The sequence below is a fragment of the Fructobacillus evanidus genome, assembly GCF_963580165.1.
GTDB classification, from domain to species: domain Bacteria; phylum Bacillota; class Bacilli; order Lactobacillales; family Lactobacillaceae; genus Fructobacillus; species Fructobacillus evanidus.
Genome location: NZ_CAUZLM010000001.1, coordinates 262,232 through 279,630, shown reverse-complemented (window position 1 = coordinate 279,630; position 17,399 = coordinate 262,232). Strand labels below are relative to the sequence as shown.

Here is a 17,399-nt window from a genome sequence, read left to right as displayed (position 1 = left end):
TTGGCGTCGTACCGCCATTGTTGGTGTTACCACCGTTATCCGTTGGGGTCGTTGGCGTCGTACCGCCATTGTTGGTGTTACCACCGTTATCCGTTGGGGTCGTTGGCGTCGTACCGCCATTGTTGGTGTTACCACCGTTATCCGTTGGGGTCGTTGGCGTCGTACCGCCATTATTGGTGTTACCACCGTTATCGGTTGGATTTATTGGCGTCGTACCGCCATTGTTAGAACTACTATTATTTGTGCCAGCATTATTAGTACTATCAGTATTACTGCTGTCTTCTTTATTTTCAGTAGTTGTGCTAGTACTTGATGACTTCCCATCTAAAAGTCCTTTAGCTTCATATACTTTTGTATGTTGTTCATCCAATGCACCTTGATCCAACACAACATCGTTAATAACACGTGTGGTGTCACCATTAATTTCAATAACAAAACTTGGTGCAAAAGTCCGACTTGCTAAATAACTTGTAACAACAAATCGGTTACTAGTTGAATCAGCATTTTTTACCACCAAAAAAGAATAACTATAATTACTTGTAGCTGACCAATCATTAGGTGTATCAGTGACAAGAACCAATCCGTTACCGTTTAAAGGTCGATAATGACCTTGAATACCATCATCAGAGACAAATCCGAACATATAGTTGATGTAACCGCTATTTCCACTTTTAATGGTCTTGTCGTCAGTCGCCATATGATATCCATGAGCATCTGTAAATAGGTACCATTTTCCTTGATACTCAAATAAATTAGGACGTTCCATTTCATCACTTACAGCGTTAGCAGAAATTAACGGTTTTTCAACTGACGAAACATTGAAATTATCGTCTAATTTTGCAAATCCTAATGCTGCATTAGCAAAATATGCTTGTTCATAAGATTCTTTATTTTTATTATTCAGCAAACTATACTGTTCTTTATCAAAATCAGATCCAGTTGTTCCAAAATAAGCTTGATTATAAAGGTTATCTATCCCCTGATAACCTGATTTTAATCCAGTACTTGATTCAAATGTAATATAAGCTTGGTCCCCATCATAAACCAAATGAGGGTCTCGCAATGAAAAATCGTCACCAACAGTTGTTGTAACTTGTGCATTGCTTGGATTCTGAGACTGAGAAATGGTCTGATACATATTACCATCACCCGTAAAAATACTTTTATGATCAGTAGTTGCACTATGATCAATAACCAGTCCACTATTCCAATCTCCATTATCCTTTGGAAGAACCGAAATTTGTGCTGTAGTCAAAACTTGCCCAACGCTACTAAAGTTAGTATATAAAACTCGTAATGTTGAAGAGTCATTACCTAGATAAACAGTCGAACCTGACCATTCACCCAACATTTTTGATAAATACGGATCATCAGGATTAGCGCCTTCGTCAAATGAATTAAAAAGATTGCCAATATATTGCCAAGACGTAATATCCGTTTGGCTACTTGATATATTTTGAGCAAAAAGTCCCATTTTAGCATAATACCAAGGATGTGACCAATCCACCGGTGCCGTTAAACCAACTGCTAAATGATAACCATGATAATCAGCAATTGAACCATCTTTATTCTCAACTGGCCATGAATCCCAAACATTTAATTCAACATCTTTACCCGTAACATCATCATGAGTAACGGCACCAACTAATCTTTTAGAAAGAGTGTCATAATCATAATTTGGAGCCCAAACATCTTTATTCTTTAATGCTTCTGGAATAGAATTCATGTCTGAACGCGTATAATGACCAAAACCATTGTCATCGTTAACAACTATAGGTGAATCACTAATATCACTTTGGTTCACCCAATAAATTGTATCAGCATCTTGTAACAGAACACGGACTCGTCCATTTTGAACATCACTTTGAGCTAAAATGACAACATTGTTGTCACTAACAGTGTCTTTTTCGGTACTTGAATTAGAGTTTTCGTATAATTTTATCCCCTTTTGCAGGTACTTTTTAACAGCTGTAGTTGAATCAAAATCCGGATGTGAATTTGGAATTGGATTAGTCGTAACGGAAGAATCTTTATTACTATAACTTGTTGGAGCTTTTGAAATATCGCTATTACTACTTGCATTGTTTGAACTAGCATCAACATTCGAAGTTACAGTGTTGGCAGATGAATCAACCGAACTCGTCTTATCCTGAGATTTGTCACTATAGCTACTGTAAGACGTAGGCGTTGATTGTGTCGTCGTAGGCGCCGATTGCGTTGTAGACACTGATTGCGTTGTGGCGTCACCCCCATCAGCACTAACTGTCACGCTTCCAACAGTAACAAAAGCAGTTCCAAGAACTGCAGCAACCCACATTTTTCCTGATTTATATAACTTTTTTCTCACCATTAACCTTTTACTCCTCAATATCACTTAGATAAATTTATTATCAATCTTAATTAGATTGTGATAAATGAATCATATCAAGGCGAAAGACATTTTTCTATAAAAAATACAATCCTTAATATAAAAAATTTTAAATCAATTTAATCTACATTTTATATTCATTTAATATAAACTTTGTCATAAACTTGTAACCATAAAATATTGATAACTTATTATTATTCTAATTAATTGCAAAAAAATATTTTTATTTTAGAACAAAAAAAACCAAAACCGTGGTGGTTTTGGTTTGAAATTACATACATATTGACTCTCAGGAGCTAAAAGTACTCCATACATACCCACTAAAACAAACTATTATCTGTTTTGTGTTACTTTGTGTGTTATTACTGAATATTTTCAATTAATCCATCTAATACCTAGCTAGTTTGTTCACTCGTTTTTCAGTGATTTCACTATAAATATCCAAAATAATAGAAGCGTCAGCATATCCCAAGTAGGTTTGGGCTTACTTAACAGTCAGAACATCAACAAAACTTTTTCTTAACGCTTTCGTTTTTTATCCTTCCAAATTATTTTGGCAAAATAGTTAAAATGATTTAAAATAATGCCTAAAAGATATAGTGAAGATGCATTATGGGCGTTCAGAACAGAATTAATGAACGTAGGCAAGAACAACATAAAACACTACGTGAAGTTGCTTAAAAAGTACAAACTTCTAACCAAAATATTAGTAATTGGGCCTTCGATCAATATGACACTGAAAGCGGAGATATTGAGTTTGATATTGATGATGGAAATAGACACCTATACGAAATTGAAGATAACGAACTTAAGATTTACAAGGTAATTGACTAGATCAGCATTCTTATAATGATTTAAGGAAGACAATAATGGATATAAATTATAAAATCAAATACAATTATTTAGGGCACAGAGTTAAAGTTGTATCAATCGAGGGATCTGTTGTTTATGATGTTTTAATTGCACAAAATCCCCCTAGAGATACTGAAAGCCGTGAAGTCGAATATGATATCCGTGGTGATGATGGAGTCCGATATTATGCAGCCGAAAGCGAAATAAAGGAAATGACTGTATTAGATTAATAGAGGCTCACATCTGTATGACAGGCTATACTGACAGGTATGACTGACTGTTAGCTTCTACTTATAAAGATAATATAGGAGAATTGCAATGGTCGAATTTAAAACACCAAAAATAAATCTGTTCTATCAAACATTGGCCTTCCACCTCTTGCTGTATTTACAGATGGTAAGCCTCCAATATACTCGTCATTAGTCAAATTTCTCACATTTCTCGGGAATAGCATATGCCCACCTAACAATCTAGAAATACTCAGTACTTCCTTAATCTCATTAAATGTAAAATGTGCACGATTAGCTAACCATTTTTTTGAAATACCAAAGCAATCAGCACCTATATTCATAATGTAAACTGTCTTATTTTCTTGATTTGCAATTAAAAATTGTAAATCAAAATTATTATAAGAATGGGTTACTTCAACTTTTTCAATATAGAATCCATTTGGAAAACTTCTATTTTAAAAAACAGTTTTCATATCTGCATATAATTCTAAACTATACGAATCAGGATCAAAATATTTATCATCTTGCAAATTTAAATTGCTAAGTGATTGATTGATTTTTCCCTCCTGAATTTCAAGATAATTAAAATATTTACTCATTTCTTCCCCCAAAAATCTTTTATTAAGTATAATCATTATAAAATAAAAAATAAGTATATATATAACGAGAACACATCTAAGATAAATATCAGAAAGTAATCCCCATTTACAGCTATAAGGGAACATAAAAAAGCCAAAACCGAAATCTTGACTTTACAATATTAAAAGCGAATCTTAATACCACTATCAGTATCATATCCATTGCTATATATTGTGTCATGAGACACATTACCATTATCCGCCGCCCAAGTACCTTATAAGCTACCATTATTTGAACTTGCTCCACTTGATGCAGACGCACTATAACTTGGCCCCGACGAAGCTGCTGGTACTGAAGCGCTTGAACCAGACTTTGATGCACTATATGATGTCCCACCATTATTTGATGAACCTGATTTTGAAATAGTACCAGCAGTAGATCCTGCTACATTTGTTGATGCTGAAGCAGTGTTACTTCCAGTATTTGGCGTTAGTGCTGAACTGGAGGTTGCACCACCTTGCTGAGCATTACTCGTAGCTTGAGCGGTTTCAGCTTTTTTTGTTCAGTCTTAGTTAAAGATTTAAAGCCTTTAATTTGCTTGGTTAACCCATCAAAATCTGATACTGAATTACTATCAATTTTGCTATTAATGGCTGTTATAAACTACTTCTTAAAACTGGCAAATAACCTTTCTTTTTTACTTTTATCAGCAGAATATACTTTCATATTTGTCAGTGTCTGGATATCTTTATCAGCCTGACTTAAGTTACTAGCATTAAACTTTTTTGACATCCTATCAAGTTTTGCACTCTCTGATGAAATAGATTTTTGCTTTTCCGCCTCATTTTATTTTGATACTAATTTAGTAACTACTCCCCCAGCAATTATTAAACATACTATTGATGAAGTAATAACAATGTATTTTCTTTCTATTTTACAAACAGACTTTCCTCTTCTAACTAAAAATACCTTTTTTTTAATTGTATCATACCCATTTTTCCAATTTTGACAACAAAAAAGACGACCCAAAGGTCGTCACATTGCTAGGGCGCTTATTTTTTTGTGTGTTATTTTGTGTGATTTCTCTTGATTATTCTTGACTACTAAAAAATTTGAAATTGCTTAACACTGGAAATCTTAGCAGTTCTTAACTGCTCTTGGTTCCGCTCAAGGAGCTAGCGGGATTTGAACCCGCACACCGCCATAAGACGGCTCGACGGATTTCGAGTCCGCTGCAGTACCGGATTGTGCCATAGCTCCAAAATAATAGTGACATGAAGGTTGGTCCATGCCACTATGATTATTTGTTTGTTTCAGATGGTGCTTAAACGCTTACTTACGACGCTTAGCAGCCTTTTCACGCTCAGCAGTGTTCAAGATAGCCTTACGGATACGAACGTTTTCTGGCGTTACTTCAACGTATTCGTCATCGTTCAAGAATTCCATTGATGCTTCCAAGTTCATCTCACGTGGAGTCTTGATTGAAGCAGTTTGGTCCTTGTTTGATGAACGAACGTTTGACTGTGGCTTCATCTTTGTTACGTTAACAGAGATGTCGTTGTCACGAGCGTTCATACCAACAACCATTCCTTCATAGACGTCAACACCGGCGCCAACAAACATTTGGCCACGATCTTCAACACCCATGATAGCGTAGTTGGTTGTTTGTCCTTGGTTGATTGAAACCAAGGCACCGTTACGACGACCTGGTTCCCAATTCTTAACCATTGGACGGTATTCAGCAAATGTGTGGTTATAGATACCATAACCGTGAGTTGCTGTCATAAATTCAGTGGCGTAACCAATCAAACCACGTGAAGGTGCCATATAAGTCAAACGAGTTTGACCGTTTCCGACAGCTTCCATGTTTTGCATTTCACCCTTACGTTGGTTCAATGAATCGATAACAGTTGATGAATATTCATCTGGTGTATCGATTTGGATTGATTCGTAAGGTTCTGTGGTTTGACCGTCTTCCTCACGGAAGATAACTTGTGGACGTGAAGCTTGCAATTCGAAGCCTTCACGACGCATGTTTTCAATCAAGATTGAAAGGTGCAATTCACCACGTCCTGAGACCAACCAAGCACCAGCTTGGTCAGTGTCTTCAACACGCAAAGAAACATCAGTGTGCAATTCGCGCAACAAACGATCTTCGATTTGGCGAGCAGTCACGAACTTTCCTTCACGACCAGCAAAGGGGCTGTCGTTTTGACGGAAAGTCATTTGCAACGTTGGTTCATCGATACGAAGCAATGGCAATTCATCGTGATGAGCTGGGTCAACAACAGTTTCACCAACTGAGATGTCTTCCATACCAGAAACGGCAATCAAATCACCGGCCTTGGCTTCTTGGATTTCAACTTGGTCCAAAGCGATGAAACCAGCCAACTTCGTAACACGGAAGTTTTGTGCTGAGCCGTCAAGCTTCAAAACGTCAACGTTGTCACCAACCTTGATTGTTCCACGCTTAACACGACCAATACCGATACGACCAACGAAATCGTTATAGTCCAGCATGGCAACTTGGAACTGCAATGGTTCGTCAGAGTTGTCAACTGGTGCAGGAATCGTTTCAAAGACCGTCTTGAAGATTGGGTCCATGGTATGTTCTTGCTTTTCGATGTCTGGATCAAATGATGATGTTCCATTCATGGCTGAAGCGTAGATAACTGGGAAGTCCAAGTCATCTTCATCAGCACCCAATTCGATGAACAAGTCCAAGACTTCATCAACGACTTCTTCTGGGCGGGCACCTGGACGGTCAACTTTGTTGACGATCACGATTGGTGTCAAGTGTTGTTCAAAGGCCTTCTTCAAAACGAAACGAGTCTGAGGCATGGTACCTTCAAAGGCATCAACGACGAGCAAAACCCCGTCAACCATTCCCATGATTCGTTCAACTTCTCCACCGAAATCGGCGTGACCTGGGGTATCCAAGATGTTGATCTGCTTGTCGCCAACGCGAACAGCAGTGTTCTTTGACAAGATCGTGATTCCACGTTCTTTTTCAATATCATTGGTGTCCATCACACGGTCACCCAAAGATTCTTCCTTACGGGCGTCCAACGTGTCAGACTGCTTTAACATTTCGTTCACCAACGTCGTCTTTCCGTGATCGACGTGGGCGATAATAGCGATATTACGAATATCTTCGCGAAGATTTGCCAATGTTTCGTGCTCCTTTGTCTTTGCTACTCACAAGAAAGACTAGGGCTTTTTTCCCTAGTCTTTCACTATCTTGACTGACTCGCGATACGTCTTGGTTGTAGCGATTAATACTGTGTTTGATGATAGCATATTTAGCGGACTTCCGTCAAGTGATTTGACCACGTAACCGAGCGTTTCAGCTAAGACGCGACCGGCCGCTAAATCCCATGGGGACAGCTTGGAGAAATACCCCGTTGCCTGTTGTAGGAACAAGCGACTAAAGGAAATCCCAGCCGAACCCAAAACTCGGTAAGCCAAGGCTGCCGAGGCAATGGCTACATAAGGCTTTTCCCCACTAATTAAGCGGCGACCGGACACAATTAAAATCGATTCTTTGAGGCCCAGGTCCGCCACTGGCACTAATTTTTGGTCATTCACGAAGGCACCAATTGTAGGGCCACCATGAAAGACCTGATTGGTCATCACTTTGGCAATCCAGCCCAGTGTTGGCTTACCGTCAATATAGAGGGCCACCATAATGGCAAAATCAGTCTTTTCATGGACAAAATTTAGCGTGCCATCAATCGGGTCGATAAACCAGACATGACCAGCCATCGTTTCAGGACGCTGCAGGTCACCTTCTTCAGCAACGATATGGGCATCGGGGTCGATTGACCGAATATGGTCAACAAGCCACGCCTGGTTGGTGGTATCAAGGTTGGTCACAATGTTGCGAAAATCGCCCTCTTTTTGACCAACGTGTAAATCTTGATTCTTGGTTTCTCTTGCTTCACGGCCCAATTCGACCAACCAGCGTCGCACCGTTTGGTCAACCTGGATTAATTGATCACCCGTCCACTCAGTCATTGACTAAAACCCGCTTGACTGGCTTATCAGTCAACTTCATCGTCTGATAGATGGACCGGCCAGTTTGTTGCTCAAAATCACGGTCAAAGGCCTTTTGCTCCGACTTTGATGGAATAACAGTCAAGAAGCGGTGGTAAGTCGTTAAGAGGTATTCACGGTCACAGCCGCCCTCATAAACCTGCAAAACGGCATCAATCAAATTTGAAACCGCAATAATATCGTCCTGATTCCAATTACCATCAATTGGAAGCTGGTATTGCTCTGCCATAGAAAATCCTTTCAAATGCAAGATGAACGTATCACCTATATTTTAACAAGCTTTCGTTTCCCTTTCCAGGAAAGACAATTGTTTTAACGGGCAAATTCCCGCACCAATCCACGAAAAAATCAGGAAAGTCGAAGAGCAAAAGCCCGTTATTAACTGATTTCTGCTATACTAAAAGTTGATAAATTGTGAGTAGGAGTTAACCAACATGACAATTCGTTTCACCATGGATAAAATCACGCGCGACGGCGATCCCGTCTTGCGTGACCAGGCTAAGGAAGTTCCTTTCCCCCTCAGCCCTGAGCACCAACAACTCGCCAAAGATATGATGACTTACTTAGAAGTCTCACAAGACGAGGAAGAAAATGAAAAGTACGGTCTACGCCCCGGCGTTGGCCTGGCTGCCCCACAGGTTGGGGAATCCTTGCAGATGACAGCCATCTTGATCCCATCTGCTGACCCAGCCGAGGATGCCGAAGAAAAACCATTCTTCAAGGGCGTTGTCTTTAACCCGGTCATTGTGTCTGAAACCGTTGGACGGGCTGCATTGGAAACCGGCGAAGGTTGCCTCTCGGTGGACGAAGATGTTCCTGGCTTCGTTCCTCGGTCAAAGAAGATTACCGTTCGTTACCAAGATGAATCTGGTCAGACACAGACAAAGACGTTGCGTAACTACCCTGCCATCGTCTTCCAACATGAAATTGACCACTTGCACGGTAAGTTGTACTACGACCACATCAACCGCCAGGATCCATGGCACGTGGATGATTCAACCAAGTACCTTTAAAAATAATTAGTCAAACACAAAAAGCCGACTCATTCCGAGCCGGCTTTTTTACTTGAACAGATTAAGACCATAGACGTCTTAACTGATTTTAAATTGTCTTATTTATCAAAGATTGACTTCTTCTTAGAAACCTTGGCACCTGAAGCGGTTGCAAAAGCCTCTAAGGCTGTCTTCTGGTCCTTGTTGAGCTTCGTTGGGACAACAACGTTTACTACGACGAATTGGTCGCCATAGCCGTTACCATGCAAACGAGCAGCGCCCTTGCCGCCTAAGCGGAAGCGACGACCATTTTGCGTACCAGCTGGAATCTTCAACTTCACTTCACCGTGAACCGTCTTAACGGGGATTTCAGCCCCCAAGGCTGCCGTGATAAAGTCAATGTCTTGCTGGAGGTAAATATCAGCGCCATCACGCTCAAAACCATCCTTTGAAGCCGCAACAGAGAAGACCACGTACAAGTCGCCCTTTGGACCACCGTTGACCCCGTCTTCTCCTTGGCCAGATAAGCGCATCTGCTGACCGCTTTCCACGCCGGCCGGTACCTTCACCTTGACTTCGTGCTGTGAGCGGTCGGCCTGTGAACGCGTATACTTGACGTTCTTTTCAGTTCCAAAAATAGCTTCCTCAAAGGTCAAGTGCATCCGGTACTGAAGGTCACGACCCTGACGAGGCGCATTTGGATCCTGGAATCCACCACCAAACATTTGAGAGAAGATATCGCCCAAATCAGAAAAGTCACCGAAACCACCCTGGGCACCGCCGAAGCCGCCTTGACCGCCAAAACCACCCTGGGCACCAGCAGCACCAAATTGGTCATACTGCTGGCGCTTTTGTGGGTCGCCAAGCGTTTCAAAGGCTTCCTGAACTTCCTTATACTTGTCCTCTGCCCCTGGTTCATGGTTCAAATCAGGGTGGTACTTCTTTGAAAGTTTGCGATATGCTTTTTTAATTTCATCTTGACTAGCTGTCTTAGAAACCCCAAGACGGTCGTAAAATTCAGTGTTATTCACAAGCGGACTCCTTTGATTCAAATATGTACGGACCGAGCCGCAGCTGGTCCATTTTATCAGTTTTCACTGGCAAAGAAAAGATTACTTCTTATCGTCTGGGTTAACTTCTTCGAAGTCACCATCAACAGTGTTGTCATCCTTCTTAGCACCTTCGGCACCACCCTGTGCTTCTTGGGCTTGTTGTGCTTGCTGGTACAACTTCGTTGCCAATTCAGTAGCTACCTTTTGCAAGTCGTCTGTCTTGGCCTTCAAATCAGTCAAGTCAGCGTCTTCTGCAGCAGCATCTTCCTTAGCCTTCTTCAAAGCATCCAAGGCATCTTGTGTTGGCTTCTTGTCGTCATCTGACAACTTGTCGCCAACTTCTTCCAACGTCTTTTCAGTCTGGAAAATCAATTGGTCGGCGTTGTTGCGCGTTTCAACTGCTTCCTTCTTCTTGTTGTCGGCTTCTTCGTTTGCCTTAGCGTCGTTCATCATCTTTTCGATTTCTTCGTCAGACAAACCACCGGCAGCTTGGATGGTAATCTTTTGTTCCTTTTGCGTTCCCAAATCCTTAGCAGAAACGTTTACGATACCGTTACGGTCGATATCAAACGTCACTTCGATTTGTGGGACACCACGCTTTGCGGCAGGGATGTCAGACAATTGGAAACGACCCAAAGTCTTGTTATCAGCGGCCATTGAACGTTCACCTTGCAAAACATGAATGTCAACAGCTGGCTGGTTGTCTTCTGCAGTTGAGAAGACTTGTGACTTTGAAGTTGGGATTGTCGTGTTACGGTCAATCAACTTCGTGAAGACACCACCCATGGTTTCGATACCAAGTGACAAAGGCGTAACATCCAACAAGACAACGTCCTTGACATCCCCAGTAATCACACCACCTTGAACAGCGGCACCCAAGGCAACGGCTTCATCAGGGTTGATTGAGTGGTTTGGTTCCTTACCAGTCATCTTCTTGACTGATTCTTGGACAGCAGGGATACGAGTTGAACCACCGTTCAAGATTACTTCATCGATATCATCAAATGACAAGCCAGCATCCTTCAAGGCGTTCATCACAGGTGCTTCGGCCTTCTTGACCAAATCAGCTGTCAATTCGTTGAACTTTGCCCGAGTCAAAGAAGTTTGCAAGTGCAAAGGTCCTTGGTCGCCAGAAGCGATAAATGGCAAGTCGATTTGTGCTTCAGTTGCTGAAGACAAAGTCTTCTTAGCAGTTTCAGCAGCATCCTTCAAACGTTGCAAGGCCAACTTGTCTTGCTTCAAGTCGATGCCGTTTTCCTTCTTAAATTCGTCAGCCAAGTAATCAATAATCTTAGCATCGAAGTCATCCCCACCAAGGTGAGTGTCACCGTTTGTTGACAAAACTTCAAAGACACCATCGCCCAATTCAAGGACAGAAACATCAAATGTTCCTCCACCAAGGTCATAAACCAAGATCTTTTCGTCCTTGTCCAACTTGTCCATTCCATAAGCCAATGAAGCGGCCGTTGGTTCGTTGATGATTCGTTCAACTTCCAAACCAGCAATCTTACCGGCATCCTTGGTAGCTTGACGTTGAGCATCGTTAAAGTATGCAGGAACCGTAATCACGGCCTTGTCAACCTTTTCACCCAAGTAGTCTTCTGCATAACCCTTGATGTACTGCAAAATCATGGCTGAGATTTCTTGTGGTGTATAGTCCTTACCACCAACGGTTACCTTGTAACCTTCTTCGCCCATGTGAGACTTGATTGATGAAATGGTGTCTGGGTTTGTGATTGCTTGACGCTTGGCAACGTCACCAACCTGGGTCTCCCCATTCTTAAATGACACAACTGAAGGTGTCGTACGACCACCATCAGGGTTTGTAATAATCTTTGGCTTGCCACCTTCCAAAACGGCAACAGCTGAGTTAGTAGTTCCTAAATCAATTCCGATAATCTTTGACATAGTATATCGACCCTTCCTATTTTTTAAATCATATTCTTAAGCTTTTTAAGGTGTGGTGCCAAAGGGCTGAGTCACCAGAGATATTTGCTGTTTAGCAGATATTATTGCGCAACCGCGACCATCGCTGGGCGAATGATGCGATCTTGAAGAACATAGCCCTTTTGCAAGACCGTTGCCACTTGGTCGGCCTTAATTTTGCCTTCTGCCGGCACGGATTGAACACCTTGCATGGTATTTGGATCAAAGTTATCACCAACTTGACCGACTTCTTGAATACCATTAGTGGTCAACGCCTGCTTCAAAGTCTTCAACGTGATTTCAACACCCTTGTGGATTTGTGCCACCTGGTCGTCATCCCCCACTTCAACGGCAAGGGCGCGTTCCAAGTTATCAACCACCGGTAAGATGGCTTCGGCTAATTTCTGGCCGTCATACTTGCGAATATTTTGAATTTCACGAGCATTACGACTTTGGATGTTTTGAATTTCAGCTTGAGCGCGAAGTAATTCATCATCCTTCTTCTCAAGGGCTGCTTGCAAATCAGCTAGTGGATCCACTGCTGGTTCCTCTACTGATTTTGCTTGCGTCTCTTCTGATTTGTCTTTTGCTTCTTCTTGAGTTTGGTCAGCATCAGCAAATTCCTCTGCCTCTGTTTCTTCCTCAATATCAGCTTGCTTCAAATCTTTTTCATCTTCAGACTTCGCCACGGGCGTTCCTCCTTTTGGTTAAACATATTCGAGTAATTTTGTATCTAGTGCTTTGGCAAAGGTTGATAGTAACCGAGCAACCTTCGCATATGGCATCCGGATGGGACCCACCAGTGCAATCACGCCACCATCATCGCCACCAACCGAAAACGGTGCGGCAAGAATGGCGTAGTCCTGCAAAAGTGTCGTTGGTAACTCCTGACCCAAGCGAATCGTCACGGACTGTTTTTGAGTCGCAGCCAATTGACGAACTGCTTGAGGTGAGTCAAACAACTCCAGGACCGACCGAGCTTCCTTTAAGTTTAAGTAAGCATCGTCGGCCACCTCTAAGAGATTGAGCCGGCCACCAATGTGGACTTGCTCTTCAACCGACCGAGCCAAGACTTCCCCAAAGAGCTGCAGGAAAGCTGCCGGGCTTTCAACGTTGCGTGAAAGCGTAACAGGCAGTTCCTCTGAGTTCATCAGTGAAAGGACTTCTTGAACCGGCCGACCAACCATCTGCGCATTGATATAGGCCACCATGTCCGTTAAGGACGAGACGGTCATTTCCTTTGGCAGACGGAAAGTTTGCGAGGTTACCTTGCCATCAGAAGTTGCCAAGACGGCCAAAACCTGTTGCCGTTCCAACTGAATCAACTGGAAAGACGAGATTTTGAGGTTAATGGCCTTTGGCTTTAAGACCAATGCCGTTAACCCTGTCATGTCTGCTAACTGCCGGGCCGTTTGGCCAAGCAAATCATCCAATTCGTGGAAGTTACCACGAATTTGTTGAGCAATCAGCGCAACATCTTGGTCGGAAACCTGGTCGGCCACCATAAGGTGGTCAAGGTAGTAGCGGTAACCAGCCTTCGAAGGAATTCGACCGGCGGAAGTATGGAGCTTTTTAATCAGCTCGGCTTCCTCCAAAAAACTCATCTCATTGCGAATCGTTGCCGGTGAAAATTCCAAGTTCAACTGGTCATGTAAGGTCTTTGACCCGACCGCTCGGGCGGTCTGGGTATATTCATAAATAATCGCCGCCAAAATTAATTGCTGTCGATCAGTTAACATCAACCCAAACCCCCTTTAATTTTGTTTAGCACTCAAAACTCTTAACTGCTAACAACTATATTATACAAAAGATTCAGAAAAATGCAAACTGTTTTTAGCACTCTTTATAAACGAGTGCTAATTTTATTAAAAAGCCCTTATCTACCAACCTTAACAGCGATTATGTCATGGCAAAGAAAAAAGCAGATTAAAATTAATCCGCTTTTTCTTGAAAGTATTCACGTGTCTTTTGTTGGTCAATCAGTAACTGGTCAACCAGGGCTTCTGCGGAATCGAACTTCACTTCATTGCGTAACTTCGCATACCACTGAACCTTCACCGGTTCGCCATAAACTTCATCAGCGAAATCAAAGAGGTTGATTTCAACCGTCACCGGTCGGTTAGCTTCAAAGGTTACATTGCGACCAATCGAGGCCATACCATCGACCCAACGGCCATCGACATAGGCGCTCACGGCGTAAACACCAATACCAGGCAGGAACTCAACTTCCGGCGTCCAGATATTAATCGTTGGAAAGCCCAGCGTCCGACCTCGAGCATCACCATGGACAATCAGCCCGGTTGTCTCGTGGACGCGACCAAGGCTTTCCGTTACGGCAGTTAAGTCACCGGCGGCTAGGTCTTGACGGATCTGTCTTGAAGCTACCTTAGCAGCTGATTTACCGAGGGTCTTTTTGGCAACCGTCAGGACATCAAAGCGACCAGCAGCATATTCAGGCAAGTGAGCCATGTCAGCCTGATACTCTTTCTTGCCGTAGCGGTGGTCAAAGCCCGCAACCACCGTATGAACCTGGAGGGGCAAGAGGATTTCTTTAATAAATTCTTCTGGATGCAAGGCCGAAAGGTGTGACGTCAATTGGAGACAATACACCCGATCAACGCCCAGTTTCCCTAAGAGCTGGACCTTCTGGTCCAGGGGTGTTAAATCATGCCAGGGTTGGGACAGCTTTTTAAACACTAGGCCCGGATAAGGGCTATAAGTCAAGACCGCCAGTGGCAGACCGTTTTCGTGTGCCACCCGCGCTGCTTCCTGGATCACCTTCTGGTGGCCCAGGTGGACCCCGTCAAAAAAGCCCATTGCCAGCACTTGCTTGCTAGTCAACTGGGGCAATTCTTTTAATGGATAATGCAAAGATATTAATTCAGTCATGGGCATATTATAGCAGAGTTTCTGCTAGTTCAATCACTTAGCTTCTTTCAATTTTGGGCAAAGAAATACCGCGACCGCCAGAGATTTTGCTCGGCGTCAAAGGCATAGACCGCCAGCAACTGGTCTTGGTCATACACTTGATAGTAACCGGCATCATTTTCTGGCCAGGTGCTGGCCGGAATTTTTTGACCGTTCTTGACCGCAAAGACCTCATCTTCGGTCAACACCTTCTTCGGCCAAGTCAACACAGACTCAATGGAATGCACGTGCGTTAAAATTTCGGGATAGTCCATCGCCAACAAATCATCGAGTGGGACTGCTTGATCGATGGTAAAGCCGGAGCCAGCTGTGCGCTTCAAGGCCGTCATCGTCGCGGGCAGTCCTAATTTTTGGCCAAGGTCATAGGCCAAAGTCCGAATATAGGTTCCCTTGGAAACTTGGGCCATGAAGTCCATTTGCTGGTAAGGTTGCCCCTTGACCCAGGTTAACGGACTGGTCTGGTCGAAGCGATAAATAGTCGCCTCTCGCTTGGGGAGTTCAACCTCTTCCCCCGCTCGCGCATATTCATAGAGGCGCTTGCCATTGACCTTGACGGCCGAATAGATTGGCGGAATCTGGATAATATCCCCAGTCAAATCAGCTCGAGCTGCATCGAGCTGACCCTGGTCAATGGCTGCTGTCAAAGGCTTTTCCTCAACAACCGCGCCATCTGCATCCTGGCTTTCTGTTGCATAGCCAAAGGTCACCGTCCCCGTGTAGGTTTTTGGCCGGCTTTGCAAAAGGTCGATTAACTTGGTCGCCTTTCCCAAGGCGACCACTAAAACGCCCTCGACGTTTGGATCTAAAGTCCCGGCGTGGCCAATCTTCTTCTGTCCGGTTACCCGCCGTAGTCGTGCAACCACGCCAAAGGAAGTCATCTCCTTGGGCTTATTTACGACCAGCAGGCCGGATAGTTCGGGGTGCTTTTCTGTTGCCATCATTGGCCTCCATCTGTGCAATTAAAAAAACCGACCAAAGTGCGAAATGATTCAACCCCAAAATTTATCCAAATTTCGAGGTTTCTAATCAAAAGCGTCTTTTTAGTCGGTTCTTATTTTACCGATTTGCACGGGCCTTTTCAATGTAGTCCCGCAATTTTGCAAAGCCGATTTCTAATTGGTCTTGAGCAGTTGCATAAGAAATCCGGATATAAGCGTTCGCCTCTTTAAAGTGGGAGAAAGCTGCTCCAGGAATGACTGCAACCTTACCCTCTTCTGCTAATTTCTCAGCAAAAGTCCAGCCATCCGTGCCAAAATCAGCCGGAATCTTGGCAAAGAGGTAAAAGGCTCCTTCGGGATCAACAACGTCAAAGCCAAGGTCCTCGAGGGCCTGCTTGGCAAAGTCGCGTCGATCTTGGTAGCTTTCCTTCATGTAGTCCAACTCTGCTCGTGTCATCTGCAAGGCCGTCTCTGCCCCGTCTTCGATAAAAGTTGGTACAGAGTAGGTCAAAGAGCCATGAACCTTTTGAATATACTGCATCACACTCGCTGGGCCCAAAATAAAGCCGAAGCGGTAACCCGTCATGGCATGGGACTTCGAAAGACCGTTAACCACCAGCGTTTGTTCTGGCAACAACTTACCAATCGAGTAGTGGTCATGGGCGTAAGTTAATTCAGAATAAATTTCATCTGAGATCACCCAAATTTGGTGTTTCTTAAAGCATGCGGCCAATTCTTCCAGCTCTGCCTTTGAGTAAGTCACCCCAGTTGGATTATTGGGATAGTTCAAGAGAATGGCGCGAACCGGCACCGTTGCCTGAGCCAATGCTTCATCAACGAGTGCCGGGGTCAACTTAAATTTATTCTTCGCTGTATCAATTGGTACCGCCACGCCGTCGGCCAAGCTTAACGAAGCAAAGTAAGAACCGTAGGCAGGTTCTGGAATCAAAAGTCCCTCGCCTTTCGCAATCAAGGTCTTAAAGATTGATTGCATGGCTTCCGTTACACCAACGGTCACAACAACGTTATCAATGCTTGGATAATCGAGGTCGTAGCGGTCCTTCATATAACCCAGGATTGCCTTACGGACACCGGGTTCCCCCTGGGAGTTTCCATAATGCGAACGGTTATTATTAATGGCATCAATTGTTGCCTCCTTGACGACAGCTGGCGTATCAAAGCCCGGCTCCCCAAAGGTCAAAAAGGTTAAGTCCTCAATTCCTGAAACTTGTCGTTGGAAGCCCAACAACTTATCGGGGGCGATTGAAACAACCGCCTGGTTAACTGGTAAAAGTGGTTCTGTCATTTTCCTGGTTCCTTTCGTCTTGCTGGTGAAAGCAGCCATTCGCATGGCATCCATCGCACAATCCAGTTTACACGAAAATGAACTTTTTTGAAAGGATTTATGGCATTTTTATGAGATTTATCCTCATTTATCTTTTATAAATTAACTCAAAAAAAGAACTCACTCGATGACA

14 protein-coding genes and 1 tRNA gene are annotated in these 17,399 nt (G+C 43.2%); 2 read left to right on the top strand and 13 right to left on the bottom strand.

Translation table 11 applies throughout. The features are described 5' to 3' along the window. On the bottom strand, window positions 1–2,350 hold a 2,350-nt coding region (locus tag AABI08_RS01440), incomplete at its 3' end, for a glycoside hydrolase family 68 protein (RefSeq protein WP_338344104.1). 887 nt (window positions 2,351–3,237) lie between these two features. On the opposite strand from AABI08_RS01440, the gene AABI08_RS01435 reads away from it, so the two are divergent. Continuing rightward, on the top strand, window positions 3,238–3,450 hold the full coding sequence (locus AABI08_RS01435) for a hypothetical protein (protein WP_338343038.1): 213 nt from the start codon (window positions 3,238–3,240) through the stop codon (window positions 3,448–3,450). Between the two features lie 455 nt (window positions 3,451–3,905). On the opposite strand, the gene AABI08_RS01430 is transcribed toward AABI08_RS01435, so the two are convergent. The 5 genes from AABI08_RS01430 to AABI08_RS01410 all read right to left on the bottom strand — a co-directional run bounded on the left by AABI08_RS01430 (window position 3,906) and on the right by AABI08_RS01410 (window position 8,314). Beyond that, window positions 3,906–4,049, bottom strand: coding sequence for a hypothetical protein (locus AABI08_RS01430; RefSeq protein ID WP_338343039.1), 144 nt, complete (start codon window positions 4,047–4,049; stop codon window positions 3,906–3,908). A 1,150-nt stretch (window positions 4,050–5,199) separates the two neighbouring features. Then, a tRNA-Ser gene (locus tag AABI08_RS01425) sits at window positions 5,200–5,289 on the bottom strand. A gap of 72 nt (window positions 5,290–5,361) precedes the next feature. After that, a complete protein-coding gene (typA, locus tag AABI08_RS01420; RefSeq protein WP_338343040.1) occupies window positions 5,362–7,200 on the bottom strand; it encodes a translational GTPase TypA in 1,839 nt (612 codons plus the stop codon). Between the two features lie 54 nt (window positions 7,201–7,254). Then, the gene (locus AABI08_RS01415) at window positions 7,255–8,046 is read right to left on the bottom strand and encodes an inositol monophosphatase family protein (RefSeq protein ID WP_338343041.1); all 792 of its coding nucleotides are present in this window, start codon (window positions 8,044–8,046) and stop codon (window positions 7,255–7,257) included. Next, a complete protein-coding gene (locus AABI08_RS01410) occupies window positions 8,039–8,314 on the bottom strand; it encodes a UPF0223 family protein (protein ID WP_338343042.1) in 276 nt (91 codons plus the stop codon). The genes AABI08_RS01415 and AABI08_RS01410 overlap by 8 nt, the downstream gene beginning before the upstream one ends. Before the next feature lie 205 nt (window positions 8,315–8,519). Here AABI08_RS01410 and def point away from each other — a divergent pair, with 205 nt between their 5' ends. Next, window positions 8,520–9,098, top strand: coding sequence for a peptide deformylase (def, locus tag AABI08_RS01405; protein ID WP_338343043.1), 579 nt, complete (start codon window positions 8,520–8,522; stop codon window positions 9,096–9,098). 98 nt (window positions 9,099–9,196) lie between these two features. Here the strand turns inward: def and AABI08_RS01400 are convergent, their stop codons facing one another. The 7 genes from AABI08_RS01400 to AABI08_RS01370 all read right to left on the bottom strand — a co-directional run bounded on the left by AABI08_RS01400 (window position 9,197) and on the right by AABI08_RS01370 (window position 17,227). Then, window positions 9,197–10,108 carry a DnaJ C-terminal domain-containing protein gene (locus AABI08_RS01400; RefSeq protein WP_338343044.1) on the bottom strand — a complete coding sequence of 304 codons (912 nt, stop codon included), beginning with the start codon at window positions 10,106–10,108 and terminating at the stop codon, window positions 9,197–9,199. Between the two features lie 81 nt (window positions 10,109–10,189). Beyond that, the gene (dnaK, locus tag AABI08_RS01395; RefSeq protein WP_338343045.1) at window positions 10,190–12,037 is read right to left on the bottom strand and encodes a molecular chaperone DnaK; all 1,848 of its coding nucleotides are present in this window, start codon (window positions 12,035–12,037) and stop codon (window positions 10,190–10,192) included. A gap of 101 nt (window positions 12,038–12,138) precedes the next feature. Further along, a complete protein-coding gene (gene grpE / locus AABI08_RS01390) occupies window positions 12,139–12,744 on the bottom strand; it encodes a nucleotide exchange factor GrpE (RefSeq protein ID WP_338344100.1) in 606 nt (201 codons plus the stop codon). 18 nt (window positions 12,745–12,762) lie between these two features. Then, a complete protein-coding gene (gene hrcA, locus AABI08_RS01385; RefSeq protein ID WP_338343047.1) occupies window positions 12,763–13,794 on the bottom strand; it encodes a heat-inducible transcriptional repressor HrcA in 1,032 nt (343 codons plus the stop codon). 193 nt (window positions 13,795–13,987) lie between these two features. Then, the gene (ribF, locus tag AABI08_RS01380; protein WP_338343328.1) at window positions 13,988–14,944 is read right to left on the bottom strand and encodes a riboflavin biosynthesis protein RibF; all 957 of its coding nucleotides are present in this window, start codon (window positions 14,942–14,944) and stop codon (window positions 13,988–13,990) included. 47 nt (window positions 14,945–14,991) lie between these two features. Then, window positions 14,992–15,921: a tRNA pseudouridine(55) synthase TruB gene (gene truB, locus AABI08_RS01375; protein ID WP_421823465.1), complete on the bottom strand. Its 930-nt coding sequence runs from the start codon at window positions 15,919–15,921 to the stop codon at window positions 14,992–14,994. A 118-nt stretch (window positions 15,922–16,039) separates the two neighbouring features. Continuing rightward, window positions 16,040–17,227 carry an aminotransferase class I/II-fold pyridoxal phosphate-dependent enzyme gene (locus AABI08_RS01370; RefSeq protein WP_338344098.1) on the bottom strand — a complete coding sequence of 396 codons (1,188 nt, stop codon included), beginning with the start codon at window positions 17,225–17,227 and terminating at the stop codon, window positions 16,040–16,042. Window positions 17,228–17,399 lie beyond the last annotated feature (172 nt).